The organism is Bacillus velezensis (genome assembly GCF_001461825.1).
GTDB classification, from domain to species: domain Bacteria; phylum Bacillota; class Bacilli; order Bacillales; family Bacillaceae; genus Bacillus; species Bacillus velezensis.
The window spans coordinates 234,158-256,809 of the sequence record NZ_LLZC01000019.1 but is presented as its reverse complement, the minus strand read 5'-3'; the positions used below and the strand labels follow the sequence as shown (position 1 = coordinate 256,809).

General features: G+C 46.6%; 15 protein-coding genes. All 15 read left to right on the top strand.

From position 1 onward, the window contains the following. Positions 1-5: 5 nt before the first annotated feature. On the top strand, positions 6-941 hold the full coding sequence (gene rsmH / locus AR442_RS11945; RefSeq protein WP_007409704.1) for a 16S rRNA (cytosine(1402)-N(4))-methyltransferase RsmH: 936 nt from the start codon (positions 6-8) through the stop codon (positions 939-941). 39 nt (positions 942-980) lie between these two features. Continuing rightward, on the top strand, positions 981-1,334 hold the full coding sequence (gene ftsL, locus AR442_RS11940; RefSeq protein ID WP_003154442.1) for a cell division protein FtsL: 354 nt from the start codon (positions 981-983) through the stop codon (positions 1,332-1,334). A gap of 6 nt (positions 1,335-1,340) precedes the next feature. Continuing rightward, positions 1,341-3,485, top strand: coding sequence for a penicillin-binding protein 2B (gene pbpB / locus AR442_RS11935; RefSeq protein ID WP_053285000.1), 2,145 nt, complete (start codon positions 1,341-1,343; stop codon positions 3,483-3,485). A gap of 113 nt (positions 3,486-3,598) precedes the next feature. Then, positions 3,599-5,518 (top strand): stage V sporulation protein D, encoded by a 1,920-nt coding sequence (locus AR442_RS11930; protein WP_003154438.1) that lies wholly within the window; start codon positions 3,599-3,601, stop codon positions 5,516-5,518. 195 nt (positions 5,519-5,713) lie between these two features. Further along, the gene (locus tag AR442_RS11925; RefSeq protein WP_022553379.1) at positions 5,714-7,186 is read left to right on the top strand and encodes a UDP-N-acetylmuramoyl-L-alanyl-D-glutamate--2,6-diaminopimelate ligase; all 1,473 of its coding nucleotides are present in this window, start codon (positions 5,714-5,716) and stop codon (positions 7,184-7,186) included. A 107-nt stretch (positions 7,187-7,293) separates the two neighbouring features. Further along, on the top strand, positions 7,294-8,268 hold the full coding sequence (mraY, locus tag AR442_RS11920) for a phospho-N-acetylmuramoyl-pentapeptide-transferase (protein WP_007409707.1): 975 nt from the start codon (positions 7,294-7,296) through the stop codon (positions 8,266-8,268). Next, positions 8,269-9,624 (top strand): UDP-N-acetylmuramoyl-L-alanine--D-glutamate ligase, encoded by a 1,356-nt coding sequence (murD, locus tag AR442_RS11915; protein ID WP_025649484.1) that lies wholly within the window; start codon positions 8,269-8,271, stop codon positions 9,622-9,624. Positions 9,625-9,682: 58 nt separating this feature from the next. After that, on the top strand, positions 9,683-10,783 hold the full coding sequence (gene spoVE / locus AR442_RS11910; protein WP_003154430.1) for a stage V sporulation protein E: 1,101 nt from the start codon (positions 9,683-9,685) through the stop codon (positions 10,781-10,783). A gap of 116 nt (positions 10,784-10,899) precedes the next feature. After that, positions 10,900-11,991 carry an undecaprenyldiphospho-muramoylpentapeptide beta-N-acetylglucosaminyltransferase gene (gene murG, locus AR442_RS11905; RefSeq protein ID WP_022553377.1) on the top strand — a complete coding sequence of 364 codons (1,092 nt, stop codon included), beginning with the start codon at positions 10,900-10,902 and terminating at the stop codon, positions 11,989-11,991. A 25-nt stretch (positions 11,992-12,016) separates the two neighbouring features. Then, positions 12,017-12,928, top strand: a complete 912-nt coding sequence (murB, locus tag AR442_RS11900; RefSeq protein ID WP_015388267.1) for a UDP-N-acetylmuramate dehydrogenase — start codon at positions 12,017-12,019, stop codon at positions 12,926-12,928. 128 nt (positions 12,929-13,056) lie between these two features. After that, positions 13,057-13,845, top strand: a complete 789-nt coding sequence (locus AR442_RS11895) for a cell division protein FtsQ/DivIB (protein ID WP_007409710.1) — start codon at positions 13,057-13,059, stop codon at positions 13,843-13,845. 549 nt (positions 13,846-14,394) lie between these two features. After that, positions 14,395-15,708, top strand: coding sequence for a cell division protein FtsA (gene ftsA / locus AR442_RS11890; RefSeq protein ID WP_003154425.1), 1,314 nt, complete (start codon positions 14,395-14,397; stop codon positions 15,706-15,708). A 35-nt stretch (positions 15,709-15,743) separates the two neighbouring features. Beyond that, positions 15,744-16,892: a cell division protein FtsZ gene (ftsZ, locus tag AR442_RS11885; RefSeq protein WP_014417721.1), complete on the top strand. Its 1,149-nt coding sequence runs from the start codon at positions 15,744-15,746 to the stop codon at positions 16,890-16,892. Positions 16,893-17,165: 273 nt separating this feature from the next. After that, the gene (locus AR442_RS11880; RefSeq protein WP_014417722.1) at positions 17,166-21,461 is read left to right on the top strand and encodes a S8 family peptidase; all 4,296 of its coding nucleotides are present in this window, start codon (positions 17,166-17,168) and stop codon (positions 21,459-21,461) included. A gap of 216 nt (positions 21,462-21,677) precedes the next feature. Continuing rightward, the gene (gene spoIIGA, locus AR442_RS11875) at positions 21,678-22,607 is read left to right on the top strand and encodes a sigma-E processing peptidase SpoIIGA (RefSeq protein WP_014417723.1); all 930 of its coding nucleotides are present in this window, start codon (positions 21,678-21,680) and stop codon (positions 22,605-22,607) included. Positions 22,608-22,652: the final 45 nt, after the last annotated feature.

Sequence of the window (22,652 nt, the reverse complement as noted above, 5' to 3'; positions counted from 1 at the left end):
CACAAATGTTTCAGCATAAGACAGTACTTCTTCGTGAAACCGTCGACGGTTTAAATATCAAACCGGACGGAACCTATGTGGACTGCACCCTTGGCGGCGCCGGGCACAGTACATATTTATTGCAGCAATTATCGGAAAAAGGACGCTTGATCGCCTTTGACCAAGATGACACAGCACTTGAAAACGCAAAGAAAACATTGTCCGAATACAAAGGACAGCTTATTCTGGTGAAAAGCAACTTTCGTTATTTAAAAGAGTGTTTACATGAACACGGCATTACGAGTGTCGACGGAATTTTATTTGATTTAGGAGTATCCTCTCCGCAGCTTGATACACCGGAACGGGGATTCAGCTATCATCATGACGCACCGCTGGACATGAGGATGGACCAGTCGGCCGCCCTTACGGCGAAAGAAGTCGTAAATGAATGGCGGTATGAGGACCTTGTGAGGATTTTCTTTAAATACGGAGAAGAAAAATTCAGCAAGCAGATCGCCCGAAAAATTGAAGAGGCTAGAGAAAAATCGCCTATTCAAACAACCGGCCAACTGGTCGATCTAATAAAGGACGCGATACCTGCTCCGGCGAGAAGAAGCGGAGGTCATCCGGCCAAACGTGTATTCCAAGCCATTCGAATCGCCGTAAACGACGAGCTTCAAGTATTTGAAGAGGCCCTCTTGCAAGCGATAGAGGTGCTGAAGCCGGGCGGAAGGGTGTCTGTGATCACTTTTCACTCGCTGGAAGACAGAATGTGCAAGACGACATTCAAGGAAAAATCATCACTTCCCGAACTGCCTCCGGGTCTTCCCGTGATACCGGAAGAATTTGAACCGGAATTAAAACTGATTACGAGAAAGCCCATTACGGCATCAAAAGAGGAGCTTGAAGAAAATAACCGCGCCCGGTCAGCGAAGCTCCGCATTGCGGAGAAACGAAAATAACGGGCAGCAAATGACAACATTAAAGGAGGTCATCAGCCTATGAGCAACTTAGCTTACCAGCAGGAAAAACAACAACGGCCAGTGATAAGTCCCGAAAAAAAGGTGATTGTCAAAAAAAGGGCTTCCATTACACTCGGGGAAAAGGTGCTGCTCGTCCTGTTTGCCATTGCCGTTCTCTCCACATCAATGTTTATCGTATCAAAGGCATACGCGGCGTACCAATCCAATATTGAGGTGCAAAAACTGGAGGAGAAAGTATCTGAGAAGAATAAGCAGATCGGTGATCTCGAAAAGACGGCTGCTGACTTAAGCCAGCCGCAGCGCCTGATGGATATCGCCAAAAAGCACGGTTTGAATCTGAAAGATAAAAAAGTGAAAAACATACAGGAATGATAACCCATGCCGAAAAAAAATAAGTTTATGAACAGAGGAGCAGCGATACTCAGTATTTGTTTCGCTCTCTTTTTCTTTGTCATTCTCGGGAGAATGGCGTACATTCAATTAACCGGTAAAGCAAACGGTGTAGAACTTGCAACAAAAGCGACCGAGCAGCACGAAAAAAAGCGGACGATAGAAGCGAGCCGCGGCTCTATTCTTGACCGGAACGGCAAAGTGCTTGCAGAGGACACGGCGACATATAAGCTCATTGCAGTGCTTGATAAAAAGATGACGACCGACAAGAAGCATCCTCAGCATGTCAAAGACAAAGAGAAAACGGCGGAAAAACTGGCGACCGTTATCAATCTTGATAAAAGCAAGATTCTGGACATCTTAAACAGGGATGGCGCGAAGCAGGTGGAATTCGGTTCAGCCGGCCGCGATATCTCTTATGCGAAAAAACAAAAGATCGAAAAAATGAATCTTCCGGGTATTTCTTTCTTAAGAGATACGAAGCGCTACTATCCGAACGGCATATTTTTGTCAAATGTTCTCGGCTATGCCGATGTGAATGAAAAAACAAACGAGATACAGGGCTCTTTAGGGCTTGAAAAAATACTGAACAACTATCTGACGGAACGCGACGGATCTGTCACTTACGAAAGTGATAAATCCGGCTGGAAACTTCCGAACAGCAAAGAAAAAATCACCGCACCTAAAAACGGTGACAATGTATATTTAACCATTGATCAGAAAATTCAAACCTTTTTAGAAGACAGCATGACGAAAGTAGCGGAAAAATATAAACCGAAAAAAATTATGGCGGCTGTCGTAGAACCGAAAACAGGCAAAGTGCTTGCGATGGGGCAGCGTCCGAGTTTCGACCCGAATATCAGAAACGTCACCAATTATTACAACGACTTAGTGTCGTACGCGTATGAACCGGGTTCAACGATGAAGATCTTTACGCTTGCCGCGGCGATTCAGGAAAATGTGTTTTCCGCAAACGAGAAATATAAATCAGGAACATATAAAGTGGGAGGCGGGCCTGTTAAAGATTGGAACGATGGCGCCGGATGGGGTATGACAAGCTTCCGTGACGGCCTCATGAGGTCATCCAATGTTGCTTTCGCCAAACTGGCCAACGAAAAACTGGGGTTTGACCGGTTTAATGAGTACCTGCACAAATTCGGGCTCTATCAAAAAACAGGGATTGATCTGCCCGGTGAAGTATCAAGTAAAATTAACTACAAATATGATTTTGACAAAGCGTCTACGGCTTACGGCCAAGCATCGGCGATAACGCCGATCCAGCAGCTTCAGGCCGTCACGGCGATTGCCAATAACGGCAAAATGATGAAACCTTACGTCATTGATCATATTGTCGACCCCGATACGAAAAAAGTCGTCAAGCAGACAAAACCAGAGCAAGTAGGCACGCCGATTTCAGCCGATACGGCGAAAAAAGTCCGGAACCTGCTCGGAGAAGTCGTGACGTCAGACATCGGAACGGGAAAACCTTATAAAATTGAAGGATTTGACGTCGCGGGTAAAACGGGAACCGCGCAAATCGCCGGGACGGGCGGATATTTAAAGGGAACGAGCAACTATGTGTTTTCATTCATGGGCATGGCGCCGAAAAATGATCCTAAGCTCGTCATCTATGTAGCCGTGCAGCAGCCGCAATTAAAAGCGGGTCAAAGCAGCTCTGATCCCGTCGCGGAAATCTTTAACCCGACGATGAAAAACAGCCTCCACTACCTGAATATCGAACCGACGGAAAAAACAGATTCCGGTCAGGAAGAAACGAAAAGCCAAAAGATGCCTGACCTGACAGATAAGACGGTCACGAGCGCTGAGAAGGAAGCGAAAAATGAACATCTCACACCGATTGTCATCGGCAGCGATGTTGCCGTAAAAGAGCAGTATCCGACAGCTGGAGAAGATGTGATCACCAATCAGAAAATCTTCTTAAAAACAGACGGAAAGATGACGATGCCGGATATGTCCGGATGGTCGAGACGGGAAGTGCTTCAATTCAGCAAAGTATCAGGCATTCACATTGATGTGAGCGGTGAAGGTTACGCTTCAAGCCAAAGTGTGAAAAAAGGCAAAGAACTGAAAGAAAATACCGTGATCAAGGTGAAATTTAAAAATCCTGATTAACGGGACAGAGAAGTCCGCGGATGCCCGCGGGCTTCTTTTTTATGCGCCGCCGTTCTATGTGTCCAAGCTGAGGCATAAATTGAAACAAGCCTAAATAAGGAGTGGACGGTCCCTTGCGCGTTTCAAATGTAACGGTTCGAAAACGTTTATTACTGGTTTTGCTTTTTGGCGTAATCATTTTTTTGATCATTGACAGCAGATTAGGCTATGTCCAATTTGTGATGGGAGAAAAGCTGACTTCACTGGCTAAGGATTCCTGGAGCCGGAATTTGCCGTTTGAGCCTGAGCGGGGAGAGATTCTTGACCGAAACGGCGTGAAGCTGGCTACTAATAAAAGCGCGCCGACCGTCTTTGTCGTACCGCGCCAGATCCAAAATCCCATAAAAACGGGCAAGCTTCTCGCGTCAGTTTTAAATATGTCGGAAGAGAAGGTCTACAAACACATTACTAAGAAAACCTCCATAGAAAAAATCTCACCCGAGGGGCGGAAAATTTCCAATAAAAAAGCGAAAGAAATCAAAGCGCTAGACTTAAAAGGGGTTTATGTGGCTGAAGACAGCATCCGCCATTATCCGTACGGAAGCTTTTTGTCTCATGTTCTCGGTTTTGCCGGTATTGATAACCAGGGCCTTCTCGGATTGGAGGCTTATTATGATGATGACTTAAAAGGTGTCAAGGGATCTGTGAAATTTTATACGGATGCCAAGGGGAAGAAAATGCCTGATGAAGCGGATGATTACACCCCTCCGAAAGACGGACTTGATATGAAATTGACGATTGATGCCAAGGTTCAGACGATTATAGAAAGGGAGCTCGACAATGCAGCGGCGAAATATAACCCGGACGGAATGATTGCGGTCGCAATGAATCCGAAAAACGGGGAAGTGCTTGGCATGTCAAGCCGTCCTGATTTTGATCCGGCTGACTATCAATCGGTGGATCCGTCCGTTTACAACCGGAACCTGCCGGTATGGAGCACATATGAACCGGGTTCGACCTTTAAGATTATTACGCTTGCGGCGGCTCTCCAAGAGCAAAAAGTAAACTTGCAAAGAGACCATTTTTATGACAAAGGATTTGCCGAGGTCGACGGCGCCCGCCTCCGATGCTGGAAAAAGGGCGGCCACGGTTCGCAATCTTATCTTGAAGTCGTTCAAAATTCCTGCAACCCCGGGTTTGTACAGCTGGGGGAACGGCTCGGAAAACAAAAGCTGTTTCAATATATTAAGGATTTCGGCTTTGGAAAGAAAACAGGCATTGATCTGCAAGGGGAAGGAACGGGGATCTTATTCCCGCTTGACAGAGTCGGACCGGTCGAACAGGCGACAACCGCTTTCGGACAAGGGGTTTCCGTCACGCCGATTCAGCAGGTGGCAGCCGTTTCCGCAGCAATAAACGGCGGAACGCTTTATACTCCGTTTATCGCCAAAGAGTGGGTTGATCCCGTTACGAAAAAAACCGTTAAGAAACAATCGCCGATTGCGAAAAGGCAAGTTATTTCCCAGGAAACGTCAAAGCAGATCAGATATGCTTTAGAAAGCGTCGTCGCTCAGGGAACGGGGCGGAATGCCTTTGTGGAAGGATATCGCGTCGGCGGAAAAACAGGTACCGCACAAAAGGTTAAAGACGGCAAATATCTCGAAAACAACCATATCGTCTCCTTTATCGGTTTTGCGCCGGCTGATGACCCGAGCCTTGTCGTATATGTCGCGGTTGATAATCCGAAAGGTACGATTCAATTCGGGGGAACCGTCGCCGCGCCGATTGTCGGAAATATGATGAGAGACAGTCTGCCTGAGCTCGGCGTCAAACCGCGAAAAAATCAAATCGAGAAAAAATATCAATGGAACGACACAAAAACAATAGAGGTTCCGAATGTTGTAGGGATGTCTGTCTCTGATCTTGAGTCGCTGCTTGTCAATTTGAATATAGACTCCTCAGGAAAAGGAAGCAAAATTGTGAAACAATCACCTGCAGCCGGAACGAAAGTAAAAGAAGGCTCAAAGATCCGTGTTTACTTGAGTGAAGAATGAGTCTTTTTGAGGCAGCCGATTGTTTTCGGCTGCCTCTTATCATAAAGAGAAAAAAAGAAGATAACTTTTAAGATTAACTGGATGTATCCTTTTATTTACGCTAAAATATGAACTGTATGTTTAAAAGCCATTCTGACTTTTATAAACGGTTATCATGATAAAAGAATGAATAGAATTTCTGAGAGGTTTGATACAATGAAACTTACAAAGCTGCTTACATATTTAATGGCCGAACCTGTTCAAAATGACTTTCATGACCCTGACATAACTTCAATTGAGATGGACTCCAGGGAAGTGAGAAAAGGGAGTCTTTTTGTATGTATAAAAGGGTATACGGTAGACGGACATGATTTCGCCCAAAAAGCCGCAGAAAACGGCGCAGCGGCCATCGTTGCCGAGAAAGAGCTTGACGTCGATGTTCCTGTCATTATCGTCCGCCGGTCACAGCGGGCGCTCAGCGTTCTTTCTGACGCGTTTTACGGGCAGCCGACAAAGCAGCTTCAGCTTATCGGCATCACCGGCACAAACGGCAAAACATCAACGACGCACATGGTTGATGAGATTTTCAAAAAAGCGGGAAGGCAGACCGGTTTAATCGGAACGATGTACATTAAAATCGGGGATGAGACATTCCCGGTCAAAAATACAACGCCCGAAAGCGTCACACTGCAAAAAACGTTCAAGAAAATGAATGATGAGCATGTTGACACAGCTATTATGGAAGTGTCTTCTCACGCTCTGTCACTCGGCAGGGTTCACGGCTGCGATTATGATATCGCCGTATTCACGAACCTGACGCAGGACCATTTAGACTATCACAAGACGATGGAAGACTACAGACAGGCTAAAAGCCTCCTGTTTTCCCAGCTGGGCGGCTCCTTTAACCATGAAAAGCCGAAGCGGGCCGTTTTAAACGCAGATGACAAAGCCAGTGCTTATTTTGAAAAAGTGACGGCGGCGCACATCCTTACATACGGAATCGAGAACGATGCCGATGTCATGGCGAAACAAATCGAGATCTCTGCGCAAGGCACAAGCTTTGAACTCGTTACGCCAAAAGGAACAAAGCAGATCACGGTTTCACTCGTCGGCCGCTTCAACGTGTATAACGTACTGGCTGCAGCGGCGACAGCGATCGCAGCGGGTCTGCCGTTTGATACGATCACATGCGCTCTTGAAGAGCTGCAAGGTGTCAGAGGCCGGTTTGAACTGGTGAATCATAATCAGCCGTTTCCTGTGATCGTCGATTACGCGCACACGCCTGACAGTCTGGAAAACGTTCTGAATACATGTAAAGACATGACAGAGGGCAAGCTTTTCGTCGTCGTCGGATGCGGCGGAGACCGGGACAAAACGAAACGCCCGAAAATGGCGGAAATTGCGGTGCGGATTGCCGACGAACCGATTTTTACTTCAGATAACCCGAGAAGCGAGGACCCGCTGGCCATATTAAGAGATATGGAAAGAGGGGTAGAAGGCACCTACTATCACAGTATCGCAAACCGCGAGCAGGCTATCTTTTTTGCCATTGCCAACGCGAAAAAGGGAGATGTGGTTCTGATTGCCGGGAAAGGGCATGAAACCTATCAGCAGATCGGCAATGAAACATTCGACTTTGATGACGCCGAAGTAGCGGGTAGAGCTATTGTTGAGCTGAATAAAAAGTAAAACAGGAAAGAGTGTTAGAATGAGGGAAATGAAAAGAATTACGGGGACACAATGTGAATATGATAAATACGTATGTCGTTTGAACGAAACGGGAGGAGAAAAGAGCAATGCTTGAGCAAGTGATTTTATTTACAATAATAATGGGATTTTTAATCAGTGTTCTGATATCTCCGATTCTTATCCCGTTTTTAAGACGTTTAAAATTCGGCCAAAGTATCAGGGAAGAGGGGCCGAAATCACATATGAAAAAATCAGGGACGCCGACGATGGGCGGGGTCATGATTATTGTATCCATCGCCATTACGGCGATTGTCATGACGCAGAAATTTTCGCATCTGAGCGCGGAAATGTTTCTTCTGCTGTTTGTCACGATCGGATACGGCCTGCTCGGCTTTCTGGATGACTATATTAAAGTAGTAATGAAACGGAATCTCGGATTGACGTCGAAGCAGAAATTGATCGGCCAGATCATTATTGCCATTGTATTTTACGGAGTATATCATTATTGCCATTTTTCAACCGGCATCCGGGTGCCGGGCACACATCTGTCAATCGATCTCGGCTGGGGATACTTTATCCTCGTTCTCTTTATGCTTGTCGGAGGTTCAAATGCCGTCAACCTGACAGACGGTCTGGACGGTCTCTTGTCCGGTACCGCGGCTATCGCATTCGGCGCTTTCGCCATCCTTGCATGGAACCAGTCACAATATGACGTTGCGATTTTCTCGGTTGCCGTTGTCGGCGCCGTTCTCGGTTTTCTTGTATTCAATGCCCATCCCGCCAAGGTATTTATGGGGGATACCGGTTCGCTTGCGCTCGGAGGAGCGATCGTGACCGTTGCCATTCTGACGAAGCTTGAAATTCTGCTCGTCATTATCGGCGGAGTATTTGTTATTGAGACCTTATCTGTTATCTTACAAGTCATCAGCTTTAAAACGACAGGAAAACGAATCTTTAAGATGAGTCCGCTTCACCACCATTACGAATTGGTCGGATGGTCTGAATGGAGAGTTGTCGTCACATTCTGGACTGCGGGACTGCTGCTTGCCGTTTTAGGAATTTACATCGAGGTGTGGTTATAAGTGGAAAACGAACTTTTTTTGCAAAAACAAAACTTTCTGGTCCTCGGACTGGCGAAAAGCGGATATGCGGCTGCGTCGATTCTTCATGAAAAAGGCGTTAACGTCGTCGTGAATGATCAAAAAGCCTTTGAAGAGAACGAACCTGCCCAAAGGCTTGCAGAAAGAGGAATTGAAGTCATCTGCGGTGAGCATCCGACGTCACTTTTTGATCAGCATCACATTACCATTCTGATCAAAAATCCCGGAATCCCGTATGAAAATATCATGGTGGAGGAAGCGCAAAGAAGAGGCATCCCGGTCTGGACGGAAATCGAGCTTGCGTATTATATCACCAATGCAAAATTCATCGGCATTACAGGTTCAAACGGGAAAACAACAACGACGACCCTGATTTATGAAATGCTGAAAGCTGACTCGATAAAGGCGCTGATCGCAGGGAATATCGGCACTGTCGCCAGTGAAGTGGCTTATCATGCTGACGGTGATGAATGGATCGTCACAGAGCTTTCTTCGTTCCAGCTTATGGGGACTCATGCGTTCAGACCTGAAATCGGCCTGATTTTAAATGTGTTCGACGCTCATTTGGATTACCATCACAGCCGTGAAAACTATGAAAAAGCCAAGCAGAACGTGTATCTTCATCAGCTTGAGAGTGATACGGCCATCGTGAATCAAAGCGATGAAACAGTCGTGCGGCTTGCCGAAAGCGGAAAAGCCGGCACCGTTCCGTTTTCAGTTCACCAGGAACTGTCAAGCGGCGCATTCATTAAAGACGGAATGCTGATGTTCGGTGATGAAGCGATTCTGCCTGTTGATGACATCGTACTGCCGGGCGCGCACAATTTAGAAAATATTTTAGCCGCTGTAGCCGCGGCAAAAACGGCGGGCGCATCTAATAAAGCGATTCAGAAGGTGCTGACAAGCTTTACCGGTGTCAAACACCGTCTGCAGTATGTAACTGCGATCCAGAATCGTAAATTTTATAATGACAGCAAAGCGACGAATATTTTGGCCACAAGCAAAGCGCTCTCCGCGTTCAAAGCACCGGTTATTCTGCTTGCAGGCGGACTGGACCGCGGCAACGGTTTTGACGACCTGAAACCGTATATGGACAATGTCAAAGCGGTCCTGACGTTCGGACAGACAGCGCCGAAGATAGAAAAACTGGGCAATGAGCTGGGAATACAACATGTCAAACGTGTCGATAATGTTGAACAAGCAGTATCTGCGGCGTTTGCGCTCTCAAATGAAGGAGACGTCATCCTTTTGTCACCCGCGTGTGCAAGCTGGGATCAGTTCAAAACATTTGAAGAACGCGGTGACATGTTTATAGATGCCGTGCATATGCTTAAGTAAGGGCTTGTCTCTGTTCATCGGCAGCCCTAAATGACTTATGCTTGGGGTGTCGATTGCTTTGACTACTAAAAAAACAGCGCCTGATTTGTTATTAGTTATCATTACGTTATTGCTTTTAACAATAGGATTAATTATGGTCTACAGTGCAAGTGCGGTATGGGCGGATTATAAATTTGACGACTCGTTTTTCTTCGCGAAACGGCAGCTGCTGTTTGCGGGGATCGGCGTCATTGCCATGTTTTTCATTATGAATGTGGATTATTGGACATGGCGTACATGGTCGAAGCTGCTTCTGATCATTTGTTTTTTTCTGCTTGTGCTTGTGCTGATTCCGGGAGTCGGAATGGTGCGGAACGGTTCAAGAAGCTGGATCGGAGTGGGAGCGTTCAGCATTCAGCCTTCGGAGTTTATGAAACTCGCGATGATCGCGTTTCTGGCTAAATTTCTTTCTGAAAAACAGAAGAATATTACGTCATTCAGACGCGGATTCGTTCCCGCGCTCGGAATCGTGTTTTCTGCATTTATTATTATTATGTGCCAGCCCGACCTGGGAACGGGGACGGTAATGGTGGGCACGTGCATCGTGATGATTTTTGTTTCCGGTGCGCGAATCGCTCATTTCGCGTTTCTCGGACTCATCGGTTTAAGCGGATTTGCGGCGCTAGTTCTGTCCGCTCCTTATCGGATTAAACGGATTACCTCTTACTTAAACCCGTGGGAGGATCCGCTTGGAAGCGGATTTCAGATCATTCAGTCGCTCTATGCCGTAGGTCCGGGCGGTCTGTTCGGGATGGGGCTCGGCCAAAGCAGGCAAAAGTTTTTTTACCTGCCGGAGCCGCAAACCGATTTCATTTTTGCTATTTTATCTGAGGAACTCGGCTTTATCGGCGGTTCGCTCATATTGCTGCTGTTCAGTATTTTATTATGGCGGGGCGTCAGGATTGCCCTCGGCGCGCCGGATTTATACGGAAGCTTTGTCGCCATCGGTATTATTTCTATGATAGCTATTCAAGTCATGATTAATATCGGCGTTGTGACGGGGCTGATCCCGGTAACAGGAATTACGCTGCCGTTTTTAAGCTACGGAGGCTCATCACTGACGCTGATGCTCGCAGCGGTCGGCGTGCTTTTAAATGTCAGCCGGTACTCGAGGTATTGATCTGTATCTTGCCTCATCACTCATGATTTATTCGTTATCTATAAAAAAACAGACAACATCAATAACCCTGTCCTAAAAAACAGGGTTATCGCTATGTGATTAAGGGGGACATACGAATGCGTATTGCAGTAAGCGGAGGCGGAACCGGAGGACATATTTATCCGGCCCTGGCCTTTATTAAAGAAGTTCAGCGCCGGCATCCGGATGTGGAATTTTTGTATATCGGAACAGAGAACGGCCTTGAGAAAAAAATTGTTGAACGGGAAAATATTCCGTTTCGCGCCATTGAAATTACAGGTTTCAAACGAAAACTTTCTTTTGAAAATGTAAAAACCGTCATGCGTTTCTTAAAAGGCGTGACGAAAAGCAAATCATATTTAAAAGAGTTTAAACCGGATGCCGTTATCGGTACAGGCGGCTATGTATGCGGTCCGGTTGTATACGCGGCGGCAAAAATGGGGATTCCGACGATCATTCATGAGCAAAACAGCCTGCCCGGCATCACAAATAAGTTTCTCTCGAAATATGTTAATAAGGTGGCAATTTGCTTTGAAGAGGCAAAATCGCATTTTCCTGCTGAAAAAGTTGTGTTTACGGGAAACCCGAGAGCCTCTGAAGTCGTCTCAATTAAGACAGGCCGCTCATTAACTGAGTTCGGGCTGAAAGACAATCAAAAAACGGTGCTCATTTTCGGCGGAAGCAGAGGCGCGGCTCCCATTAACCGTGCCGTTATAGATATGCAGGAAGAATTGAAAACGAGACCTTACCAAGTCCTTTATATTACCGGGGAAGTGCATTACGAGAAGGTAACGGCTGAGCTGAAAGGCGGAAAAGCCGCTGATAATATGGTGACAAAACCGTTTTTGCACCAAATGCCGGAGTACTTACAATCAATTGATGTCATTGTGGCAAGAGCCGGAGCGACGACGATTGCGGAGATCACCGCTCTCGGCATTCCGAGCGTGCTTATTCCGAGCCCGTATGTGACAGCCAATCACCAGGAAGTCAATGCGAAGGCGCTCAGCCAGCATGACGCTGCAATCGTACTGAAGGAAACCGAGCTCAGCGGAGAAAAACTGATCGCTGCGCTGGACAAAATCGTCATGAATGAAGAAACCTTAAAGGACATGAGTGAGCGGACAAAATCACTCGGTGTTCCGGATGCGGCAGCCAGACTGTACAGTATCATGAAAGACATAAAAAAATAGAGCAAATGGAATGCGGAGGTTTATGATGGAGAACGTAATTCAGGAATTAAGAGACCGCGAAGTCGGCAAAGTGCTGGAACAAGAACCGCTCGCGAACCATACAACGATGAAAATCGGCGGTCCGGCGGACATTTTGATCATCCCCAACCGTGTGGAAGCGGTCAAAGATATTATGGATATTGTGAAGAAACATGATCTGCCATGGACGGTTATCGGCCGCGGTTCAAATCTGCTCGTGCTTGATGAAGGCATAAGAGGAGTTGTCATCAAACTGGGCGCGGGTCTGGATCATTTGGAGATTGACGGTGATCAAGTGACGGTCGGAGGCGGCTATTCGGTCGTCCGGCTTGCGACTTCCATGAGTAAAAAAGGAATGTCCGGTCTCGAATTTGCAGCGGGCATTCCCGGATCAATCGGCGGAGCCGTCTATATGAATGCCGGGGCGCACGGATCTGATATGAGTGAGATTCTTGTGAAAGCCCGTATCTTATTTGAAGACGGCACAATCGAATGGCTGACAAACGAAGAGATGGATTTCAGCTACAGAACGTCTGTTTTGCAGAAAAAACGCCCCGGCGTCTGTCTCGAGGCAGTTCTTCAGCTTGAGCAGAAGGAACGGGAAGCCATTACGGCGCAAATGCAGCAGAACAAAGATTACAGAAAAAATACTCAGCCGTATTCAAGCCCCTGCGCCGGAAGCATATTCAGAAATCCGCTGCCGAATCATGCCGGAAACCTCGTTGAAAAAGCGGGATTAAAAGGACATCAGATCGGCGGAGCGAAAGTATCCGAAATGCACGGGAATTTTATCGTCAATGCCGGCGGAGCGACTGCCAAGGACGTTCTAGACCTGATTGAGTATGTGAAAAAGACAATCCGTGAGCAGTATGATGTTGACATGCATACAGAAGTTGAAATCATCGGAGGGAATCGTTAAAAGGTTCTCTGATTACATGAGCTCATGTGATATACTTTTAACAAATGTCAAACGGCATCACAGCATGCCGTTTGTTTTTCAATCAGACGAATGTCAAGCTGTTTCATTCTTAGTGAGGTGGACAGGCAGTGAACCCAAATCATGAAAGAGAAAAAATCGTAAATATTGAAGAGCGGATTCCGAAAATCAAAGAGCAGCGGAAACAAAAAGCAAACCGCCGGCTGATTTCATTCATTGTGCTCTTTTTTATGATGGTGCTGATCATCGTGTACTTGCAGATGCCGATCAGCAAAGTGTCTTCTGTCACCGTTTCCGGAAACGAAAACGTTTCTGTAAAAGAGATCAACGCGCTTTCTGATATACATAACGGACAAACCGAGTTCTGGAGTCTGAACAAGAAACAAACAGAAGAAAAGATTGAGCAGAATAAGCTGGTGAAAAAGGCGGAACTTTCAAAAGTATTTCCTAACAAAGTCAGCATTCACATTGAAGAATACAAGACGATCGCGTATCTGCAGCGACATGATGTGTATTATGAAGTGCTCGAAAACGGCACTGTGCTGCCGAACGAAGTCACACCGGATGACGCGGGCCCGATTTTGGTTGACTGGACAAACGCGAAAAAGCGGGTCAAAATGGCGGAGCAGCTTGATAAGCTTTCCGGTTCGCTAAAGCAGTCGATTTCTGAAATCTATTATACACCGGTAAAAATGGATCAGGACCGGATCAAGCTGTATATGAACGACGGGTATGTAGTTACCGCTTCTATTAAAACGTTTGCCGGCCGGATGAAGACCTATCCTTCTATCGTTTCCCAGCTGGACGGCGGGAAAAAGGGGATTATCCACTTAGAAGTCGCTACGTATTTTGAAGAATTTAACAAAGGTAAATCCGGCAAGAAAAAAGAAAATGATTAATAGTTCTAAAGAACTAATTTAAAGGTGATTCAAAAGAATCTATTACAATCAGCGGGGCAGCCGATATAACCGATAGCGGAATCATTATGACTATGTTTGTTTTTGCCCGGGATATGGCTGCCGGACAAGCGGAAAATTCTCAATGCAATGGGCGTGTCTTCTGCAATGAGCATTGCATTTGGAATTTTCCTCCTGTTTCTTCTTTTTTCGGATGTTTCTGGCAATATCTATAGCTTTTCTGGAGGTTCATCTTAGTGTAGACTAATGGAAAGCGGGTATATTTGCATCTGGTTTGCACATTATGGCACCGTGACAGGAAATCTTACGGTAAGGTGGGCCGTCTCTAAAAAAAATAAAAAAAATGCGATATAAAAGAGGATATACATAGAATATAACGAATAGTTTCATTAAACATAAATTGTGAGAAATCAGATAAGAATTTGTTGATGCTGTTGTTTTTGTTACACACTTGTAAAGCCACATTCATTGTATTGTTGTTCCGCAAATAATAGAATAGAATTTGATCGAAATGTGAGGAGGTGCCATAGAATGAACAACAATGAACTTTACGTCAGTCTTGACATCGGTACGTCCAATACAAAAGTGATCGTCGGAGAAATGACAGATGATTCCCTTAACATTATCGGAGTGGGAAATGTACCGTCTGAAGGGTTGAAAAAAGGCTCAATCGTTGATATAGATGAAACCGTTCATTCTATAAGAAAAGCGTTTGACCAAGCTGAAAGAATGGTAGGTTTTCCGCTGAAAAAAGCCATTGTCGGCGTTAATGGAAATTATATTCATATTCAAGATACGAACGGCGTTGTCGCTGTTTCCAGTGAAAACAAAGAAATTCACGTTGAAGACGTCCGCAGGGTAATGGAAGCGGCACAGGTCGTGTCAGTTCCGCATGAGCAGCTGATCGTTGACGTCGTTCCTAAACAGTTTATCGTTGACGGAAGAGACGAAATTACCGATCCGAAAAAAATGCTCGGCGTGCGCCTGGAAGTAGAAGGCACGCTGATTACCGGCTCCAAAACGATCTTACATAATTTACTTCGCTGTGTGGAGAGAGCGGGCGTTGAAATTACTGATATCTGCCTGCAGCCGCTTGCGGCCGGTTCGGCGGCTTTGTCAAAAGACGAAAAAAACCTCGGAGTCGCCATGATTGATATCGGAGGCGGCTCGACGACGGTGGCGGTATTTGAACAGGGGCACCTGAAGGAGACAGCCGTCATTCCGCTCGGAGGCGAAAACATCACGAAAGATGTATCGATCGGATTGCGCACTTCCACCGAAGAGGCTGAAAGAGTAAAAAAACAATTCGGACATGCATTCTATGATGAGGCTTCAGAAGATGAAGTATTTGAAGTCACCGTCATAGGAACGAATCAAAAGCAATCTTTTACACAGCAGGAAATTGCCAATATTATTGAAGCAAGAGTGGAAGAGATTCTTGAGATTGCCGCAGCCGAAATTGAGCATATGGGAATTACAGATCTGCCCGGCGGCTTTGTGCTGACCGGCGGACAGGCCGCAATGCCCGGAGTGCTTTCATTGGCACAGGAAGTGCTGAGGCACAATGTAAGGGTTGCAAGCCCGAATTATATCGGTGTAAGAGACCCTCAGTATATGACGGGTGTCGGCTTGATACAATTTGCCTGCCGAAATGCCAGAATTCAGGGAAGAAAAATAGGCTTTCATATGCCGGAAGAAGCCGTGCAGGAAATCGCGGTCTCTCACGAAGAAGAACATCATCAGCGGCCAGAGGCGCAGCAGCGTCCAAAAGCAAAACAAAAAACACAAGCCGAACACAACAAACCGAGCAAAATGAAAAAACTATTAAGCATGTTTTGGGAATAGATTGATAGTCATTCGGCAGATTAGGAGGATTTAGCATGTTGGATTTCGAAACAAACATAGACGGCTTAGCATCAATTAAAGTAATCGGAGTAGGAGGCGGCGGTAATAACGCGGTCAACCGAATGATTGAAAATGAAGTACAGGGTGTAGAGTACATTGCGGTAAACACGGACGCGCAAGCTCTTAACCTGTCAAAAGCGGAAGTGAAAATGCAGATCGGGGAAAAGCTGACCCGCGGTCTCGGAGCGGGTGCGAATCCGGAAGTCGGCAAAAAAGCCGCTGAAGAAAGTAAGGAACAAATCGAAGAAGCGCTAAAAGGCGCTGACATGGTGTTCGTTACAGCCGGAATGGGAGGCGGTACCGGAACGGGAGCCGCACCGGTTATCGCGCAAATCGCAAAGGACTTAGGCGCTTTGACTGTCGGTGTCGTAACAAGACCGTTTACATTTGAAGGAAGAAAACGCCAGCTGCAGGCTGCAGGCGGTATCACGGCAATGAAAGAAGCCGTTGACACACTGATCGTTATTCCGAATGACCGCATTCTTGAAATTGTCGATAAAAACACACCGATGCTTGAAGCATTCCGTGAAGCTGATAACGTGCTTCGCCAAGGGGTGCAAGGTATCTCTGACCTCATCGCAACGCCTGGTTTAATCAACTTGGACTTTGCCGATGTCAAAACCATCATGTCCAACAAAGGTTCAGCATTGATGGGTATCGGGATCGCTACGGGCGAAAGCCGTGCTGCTGAAGCCGCCAAAAAGGCGATCTCCAGTCCGTTACTGGAAGCGGCAATCGACGGAGCGCAAGGTGTTTTGATGAACATTACGGGAGGTACAAACCTGAGCCTCTACGAAGTGCAGGAAGCAGCCGACATCGTCGCTTCTGCATCTGACCCTGATGTCAACATGATTTTCGGTTCAGTTATCAATGAAAATCTGAAAGATGAAATCGTCGTCACCGTTATTGCGACCGGTTTTATCGAACAGGAAAAAGATGACTCAAAACCGCAGCGCCCGACTTTAAACCAAGGATTGAAGTCTCAAAGCCAAAACGCTGCGAAACGTGAGCCGAAACGAGAAGAAACACAGCATCAAAACACGGCGAACCGCCATACATCACAGCCGGCGGATGATGCCCTCGACATTCCTACATTTTTAAGAAACCGCAACAAACGCGGCTGATGTAAAAAAGGACAAGACCACATGGTTTTGTCCTTTTTCTTTTTTGTGCCAGTCTTCCTTCCTATCCCCATGATCTATACGGTGAAAAAAGCAACTTTATACCTATGACGAATTGATTGTTTTTTAGTTTCATACGGCTTTCTACAGAATGTGACAATATCTGGATGGAAGATTGTCTACATTTAACGTACAGCATCGAAAATGACAAACGATTCCAATTATGAAGGAGGGATACACATTTTATAGGGTGTTACCAAATAAGGGGGGATACGATTGAAGAAAAAAACGAGAAACAGATGGACAGGCTCCGTTTTAAGCGCGATTGTCGTCAGTTCACTGTTGTTTCCGGGTGCAGCCGGAGCGAACAGCACACCGGGGGCAGTTTCTTTCACCAAAGATCTTTCTTCCTCTAAGAGCATTCAGCATAAGATTTCCGATTCAGTCAAGAAGCGTTTTGAAAAAAATGATAAAGTCACGTTTCTTATCAAATTTAAAGAGAAAGCCAATACGAAAAAAGCGGTCAAAGAAGCAGAAAAAAACGCCAAGTCTCAATCGCTTTCCGCAGCAAAAACCGAATATCAAAAGCGGTCAGCCGTCGTTTCTTCTTTAAAACTGGCGGCTCATGATGCGCAGCAGAATCTGAAAACATATTTGGAAAAACAAAAAAAGAAAGGCAAGGCTGATCACATCCATTCCTATTATATTGTTAACGGAATGGCAGTCACTGCTTCGAAAGAGGTAATGGAAAAAGCCGCCTCATTTCCTGAAGTAGAAAAAGTTCTTCCGAATGAAAAACGTCAGCTTACTCAACGACAATCAAAAGCTCCTTTTCAAATGAAGAAAAAACAAAAAGAGATCAAAGCAAAGGAAGGCATCGAATGGAATATCAGCCAAATTGATGCGCCGCAGGCCTGGGCCTCAGGATACGACGGAACCGGCACGGTTGTCGCCTCCATTGATACGGGAGTTCAGTGGGATCATCCGGCGCTTAAGGAAAAATACCGGGGTTACGATCCTGAAAATCCCGCAGCGCCGAATAATGAAATGAACTGGTATGATGCCGTGTCCCATAAAGACGCTCCCTACGATGATCTTGAACACGGCACTCATGTAACAGGGACCATGACGGGTTCAGAACCTGACGGCTCAAATCAAATCGGTGTGGCTCCGGGGGCGAAATGGATCGCAGTAAAAGCATTTTCAGATGACGGAGGAACCGATGCCGATATTTTGGATGCCGGTGAATGGGTGCTCGCGCCTAAAGATAAAAACGGCACGCCGCATCCCGAGATGGCGCCGGATGTTGTTAATAATTCCTGGGCAGGCGGTTCGGGAATGGACGAGTGGTACCGCGATATGGTGAATGCGTGGAGAGCGGCAGGGATTTTTCCGGAGTTCTCTGCGGGAAATGAAGACTTATTTACACCGGGAGGACCGGGTTCAATCGCAAATCCGGCCAATTATCCTGAAGCATTTGCGACAGGTGCGACTGACATCGACAAGAAACTCGCTGATTTCTCACTTCAAGGCCCCTCACCGTATCATGAAACAAAACCGGACATTTCGGCTCCGGGAGTGAATATCCGTTCTTCGATCCCTGGAGGAACATACGAAGGCGGCTGGGACGGAACTTCAATGGCCGGGCCGCATGTGGCGGCGACGGCGGCTTTGTTAAGGCAGGCAAACGCCTCTATTACGGTCGATGAAATGGAAGACGTTTTGACGCGCACCGCGGAAAAGCTGACAGATTCCGTTTTTCCGGAGTCACCGAATAACGGTTACGGCCACGGTCTCGTTAACGCTTTTGATGCCGTTTCTGCCGTAACGGACGGTATCGGAAGCGTAGAAGGCAAGGTCTCTTCTGCGGGCGAAGATCACAATCCGCCCAGCTTTCACCATGAACCGGTCTCAGTGGCTTACAAAGGGGCAAACCTTCCGTTAACGGTTACAGCAGAAGACAATGTAAGCGTAACTGAAGTCATCCTTTCCTATCAGTTTGATGAAGGAGAGTGGAAAACGACAGCCGCCGTTCAAAAAAGCGGTGATGAAAAAAAGGGAACATACCAGGCGGAAATTCCGGATGTAACGGGAAGCAAGATAAGTTATAAATGGACCATAAAAGATTTCGGAGGTCATTCTGTAGAATCTGATACGTACCGGGCTGACGTGAAACCGAGCATTACTGCGGGATACAAAGAGGATTTTGAATCACAGCCGGCGGGCTGGTCCAGTTACGGGACACATGACCAATGGGAATGGGGTACCCCGGGTTCAGGGCCCGGCACCGCATTTTCCGGAGATAAAGTGTATGCGACGAATCTGTCCGGCCCTTATGCCGATTCAGCCAACATGAATTTGGTGATGCCTCCGATTCAAGTTCCGGAAACAGGACGGCTGTTTTTGCAATTTAAAAGCTGGCACAAGCTCGAAGAATTTTTTGATTACGGGTATGTGTTCGTTCTGCCGGAAGGAAAATCAAATTGGGAGCAGGCGGCCGTTTACAATGGTGACTCCGCAGGATGGAACGATGAAGAGGCTGATTTATCTGCGTATAAAGGCCAAAACATAAAGCTCATGTTTAATATGCAGTCAGACGAAGTACTGAATGAAGACGGATGGTATATCGATGATGTCCGGCTTTCAAGCAGCCCTCTCGGCAAGGCGGCCAAAAAAAATAAACACAAAAGACAAACACCTCCCGGCCACCTGAAGAAAAAAGCCGTCAGTCCGAAACAGGCCAAACCGGCAGTGAAATCACCCGGAAAAAGAGTGAAACGTGAAACAAACCTCCTGCCGCTCAGAGCGCAAATCAGTGTCGCCGAGACGGGGAAATCCGTATATTCCGACCCTGCAAGCGGAAGCTACAGCCTGTCACATAAGGCGGGAAGCTATACGCTGAAAGCCGAGGCTTACGGATTTAAGTCCGCTTCGAAACAAGTTTCTATTCAATCAGACAAAACCGCACAGGCAGACTTTACACTGGAGCAAATGCCGTCCGGTACGCTAAAAGGAACCATCACCAATCAGTCAACAGGTAAACCGGTAAAAGGGGCTGCGCTTTATGTGGCTGAGGATGCCGCAATTGAACCGGCGGTGACAAACGATAAAGGGGAATATTCGCTTAAGGCGTACGAAGGCTCCTACACAATCAAAGTAGCGGCAAAAGGCTTTTACAATAGCGAATTTTCTGTTGACATCAAAGGAGATTCTGAAAAAAACGTCAAGCTTAAGCCGTATATCGGTTATGAAGGGGAAATTGCCTATGATAACGGGACGGAAGAAGCCGCGCTGTCATATTTTAAAGCCGGCAGCAAATCTGCCGTTAAGATGACGCTTAAAGACGGAAAAGAACACGGTATGCTGACGGGAGGCCTTTTTAAATTTTGGGGCGCCGACTGGCCTGATCCGGGCGGTACTGAATTTCAAGCAGAAGTATATGATGCATCCGGCCCTGATGGAGCTCCGGGCAGCAAAATTGCCGGCCCGTTCCAAGCTGAAGCGCTTCGAAACGGCGAATGGACCAAAGTGGATCTCAGCTCAAAAGGAATCGCGGTCGGAAAGGATTTTTATCTTGTGTTCCGCCAGACGAAACCCGATCCTTATACACCTGCCCTGTCATCTGATGACGGCAGTCCGTACTCGAACAGAAACTGGCAATACCTTGACGGCCGCTGGTCAAAAGCCGATAAATCAGACGGAAACTTTATGATCAGGGCTTTGGTCGACTATGAAGCTTCTGTGCCTGAGATAACCTCGCCTGAAGATCAGTCATTTACAAACAAGAAGTCAATCACGGTGAAGGGAACGGCTTCACCAAAAACCGCTGTCCGTCTTACCAATAACGGTAAAACCGCCGCAGAAACGAAAGCAGATGCAGACGGCAATTTCCAGGCTGATGTCACACTCACTAAAGATGCCAATCGGCTGACAGCGGCATCTGTGACAGACAGCGGGTCAACCGATGAGTCACGCCCTGTCACGGTCATACTGGATGAGGATAAGCCGGATGTGACGATTGACAGTCCGGCAAACGGTGATAAAACAAATAAAGAAGCAGTGACTGTAAAAGGAAAAGTGCACGACGCCCATTTAAAATGGGTAAAGGTGAACGGAAAAAAAGCTGAAGTAAATAACGGTTCTTATCAAGCGAGAACCCTTCTGGAAAACGGCAGCAATGAGATCAAGGTCACGGCCTCAGATGAAGCGGGTAACAAAACAACGAAAAAGACGGTAATCGATGTCAATTACAATGCTCCCGTCATTTCCGGATTGGTTCCCGGAGCGGATAAGGAATTAAAAGCCGGAGAATCAGTGAAAATCGCTTTTTCAAGCGGAAAGAAATTAGACGCTTCCTTCGTGATCCGTCTGCCTCTGACAAACGCCCGGGCAGGGAGCCAAAACGCAACAGAGCTTCCGCTGAGAGAAATTTCTCCGGGACGATATGAGGGTTACTGGACGGCGACTTCTTCCATCAAAGCAAGCGGAGCAAAAATTGACGTTATCGCAAGAGATGACTACGGAAATGAAACGAGACAGACGGCTAAAGGAAAACTTTATATCAATGAGTAAAAACAGAGCGCTGCCAAATCACGGCAGCGCTTTTTTAGTTGAAGGGGACAATAGGAAATCAACCCTTTCGGCCCTCGACAAATAAAACGGTTATCCCTTAAAAATTGTACTTTACCCTCAACATTAATTGACAGACTTTCCCACAGAGCTTGCTTTATACTTATGAAACAAGAGAGAGAAACAGATAAGTAAGACAAAAGAGGAAAGGGGTCAGATGTGAAAATCTATCTGGATGTCATTTGGCTGTTGAACTTTTGTTTTGATTCTCTTTTGCTTTTATTGACCGCCTTTATTTTAAAACGCCAGGTGAAAAAAAGAAGAGTGGCCGCCGGCGGTTTCATCGGGTCAGCCATTGTGCTTCTGATGTTTACGCCTGTTTCTCCCTTTGTGGAGCATCCGGCGGGAAAAATGGCGTTTTCAGTAGTCATCGTGCTTACGGCTTTTGGCTTTAAACGGTTCCGATACTTTTTTCAAAATTTGTTCGCCTTTTATTTCGCGACTTTTCTCGTCGGCGGGGGAATGATCGGCGTACATTCCCTGCTGCAGACAGAATCAATTGTGCAGCAAGGCGTAATGGTCACAAGCCAGACCGGATTCGGCGACCCGATCAGCTGGATGTTTGTAGTTATCGGATTTCCGGCCATATGGTTTTTTTCGAAAAAGAGAATTGAAGACATCGAGACGAAGTCCATTCAGTACGATGAACTTGTCATGGTGCAGGCGGAATTCAGCGGACAGACAATCCGCGCGAAAGGATTGGTGGATTCCGGGAATCAGCTGTATGATCCGCTGACGAAAACGCCGGTCATGATCCTTTGCATTGACAAATTCGCTCCGATTCTCAGCGAAAAGGAAACGGACCTCATCAAATCCGCCAGTCCGCTTGAAGTGATAGAGCAGCTTGATGATTCGTTCCGCCATGCGGATAAGCTGAGGCTGATTCCGTACAGGGGCGTCGGCCAGGACAATCAATTTTTACTCTGTTTAAAGCCGGATTACGTCACGATTTTAACAAAAGACGAAATGATCGCTTGTGAAAAATGCCTGATCGGCATCAGCACGAAACCATTATCCGCGGACGGTGAATTTGACGGAATCGTTCATCCGAAGATGCTGACAGGGAAGGCTGTAAAACATGTTTCCTGACGAAAAGTCTGTTATTCATCATACTCAAAATGCATTGTATTTAGA

Bases quoted from the DNA above. Each gene is read 5' to 3' on its own strand.
- rsmH (WP_007409704.1), top strand. From the start codon at position 6: ATGTTTCAGCATAAGACAGTACTTCTTCGTGAAACCGTCGACGGTTTA.
- ftsL (WP_003154442.1), top strand. From the start codon at position 981: ATGAGCAACTTAGCTTACCAGCAGGAAAAACAACAACGGCCAGTGATA.
- pbpB (WP_053285000.1), top strand. From the start codon at position 1,341: ATGCCGAAAAAAAATAAGTTTATGAACAGAGGAGCAGCGATACTCAGT.
- AR442_RS11925 (WP_022553379.1), top strand. From the start codon at position 5,714: ATGAAACTTACAAAGCTGCTTACATATTTAATGGCCGAACCTGTTCAA.
- mraY (WP_007409707.1), top strand. From the start codon at position 7,294: ATGCTTGAGCAAGTGATTTTATTTACAATAATAATGGGATTTTTAATC.
- murG (WP_022553377.1), top strand. From the start codon at position 10,900: ATGCGTATTGCAGTAAGCGGAGGCGGAACCGGAGGACATATTTATCCG.
- murB (WP_015388267.1), top strand. From the start codon at position 12,017: ATGGAGAACGTAATTCAGGAATTAAGAGACCGCGAAGTCGGCAAAGTG.
- ftsA (WP_003154425.1), top strand. From the start codon at position 14,395: ATGAACAACAATGAACTTTACGTCAGTCTTGACATCGGTACGTCCAAT.
- ftsZ (WP_014417721.1), top strand. From the start codon at position 15,744: ATGTTGGATTTCGAAACAAACATAGACGGCTTAGCATCAATTAAAGTA.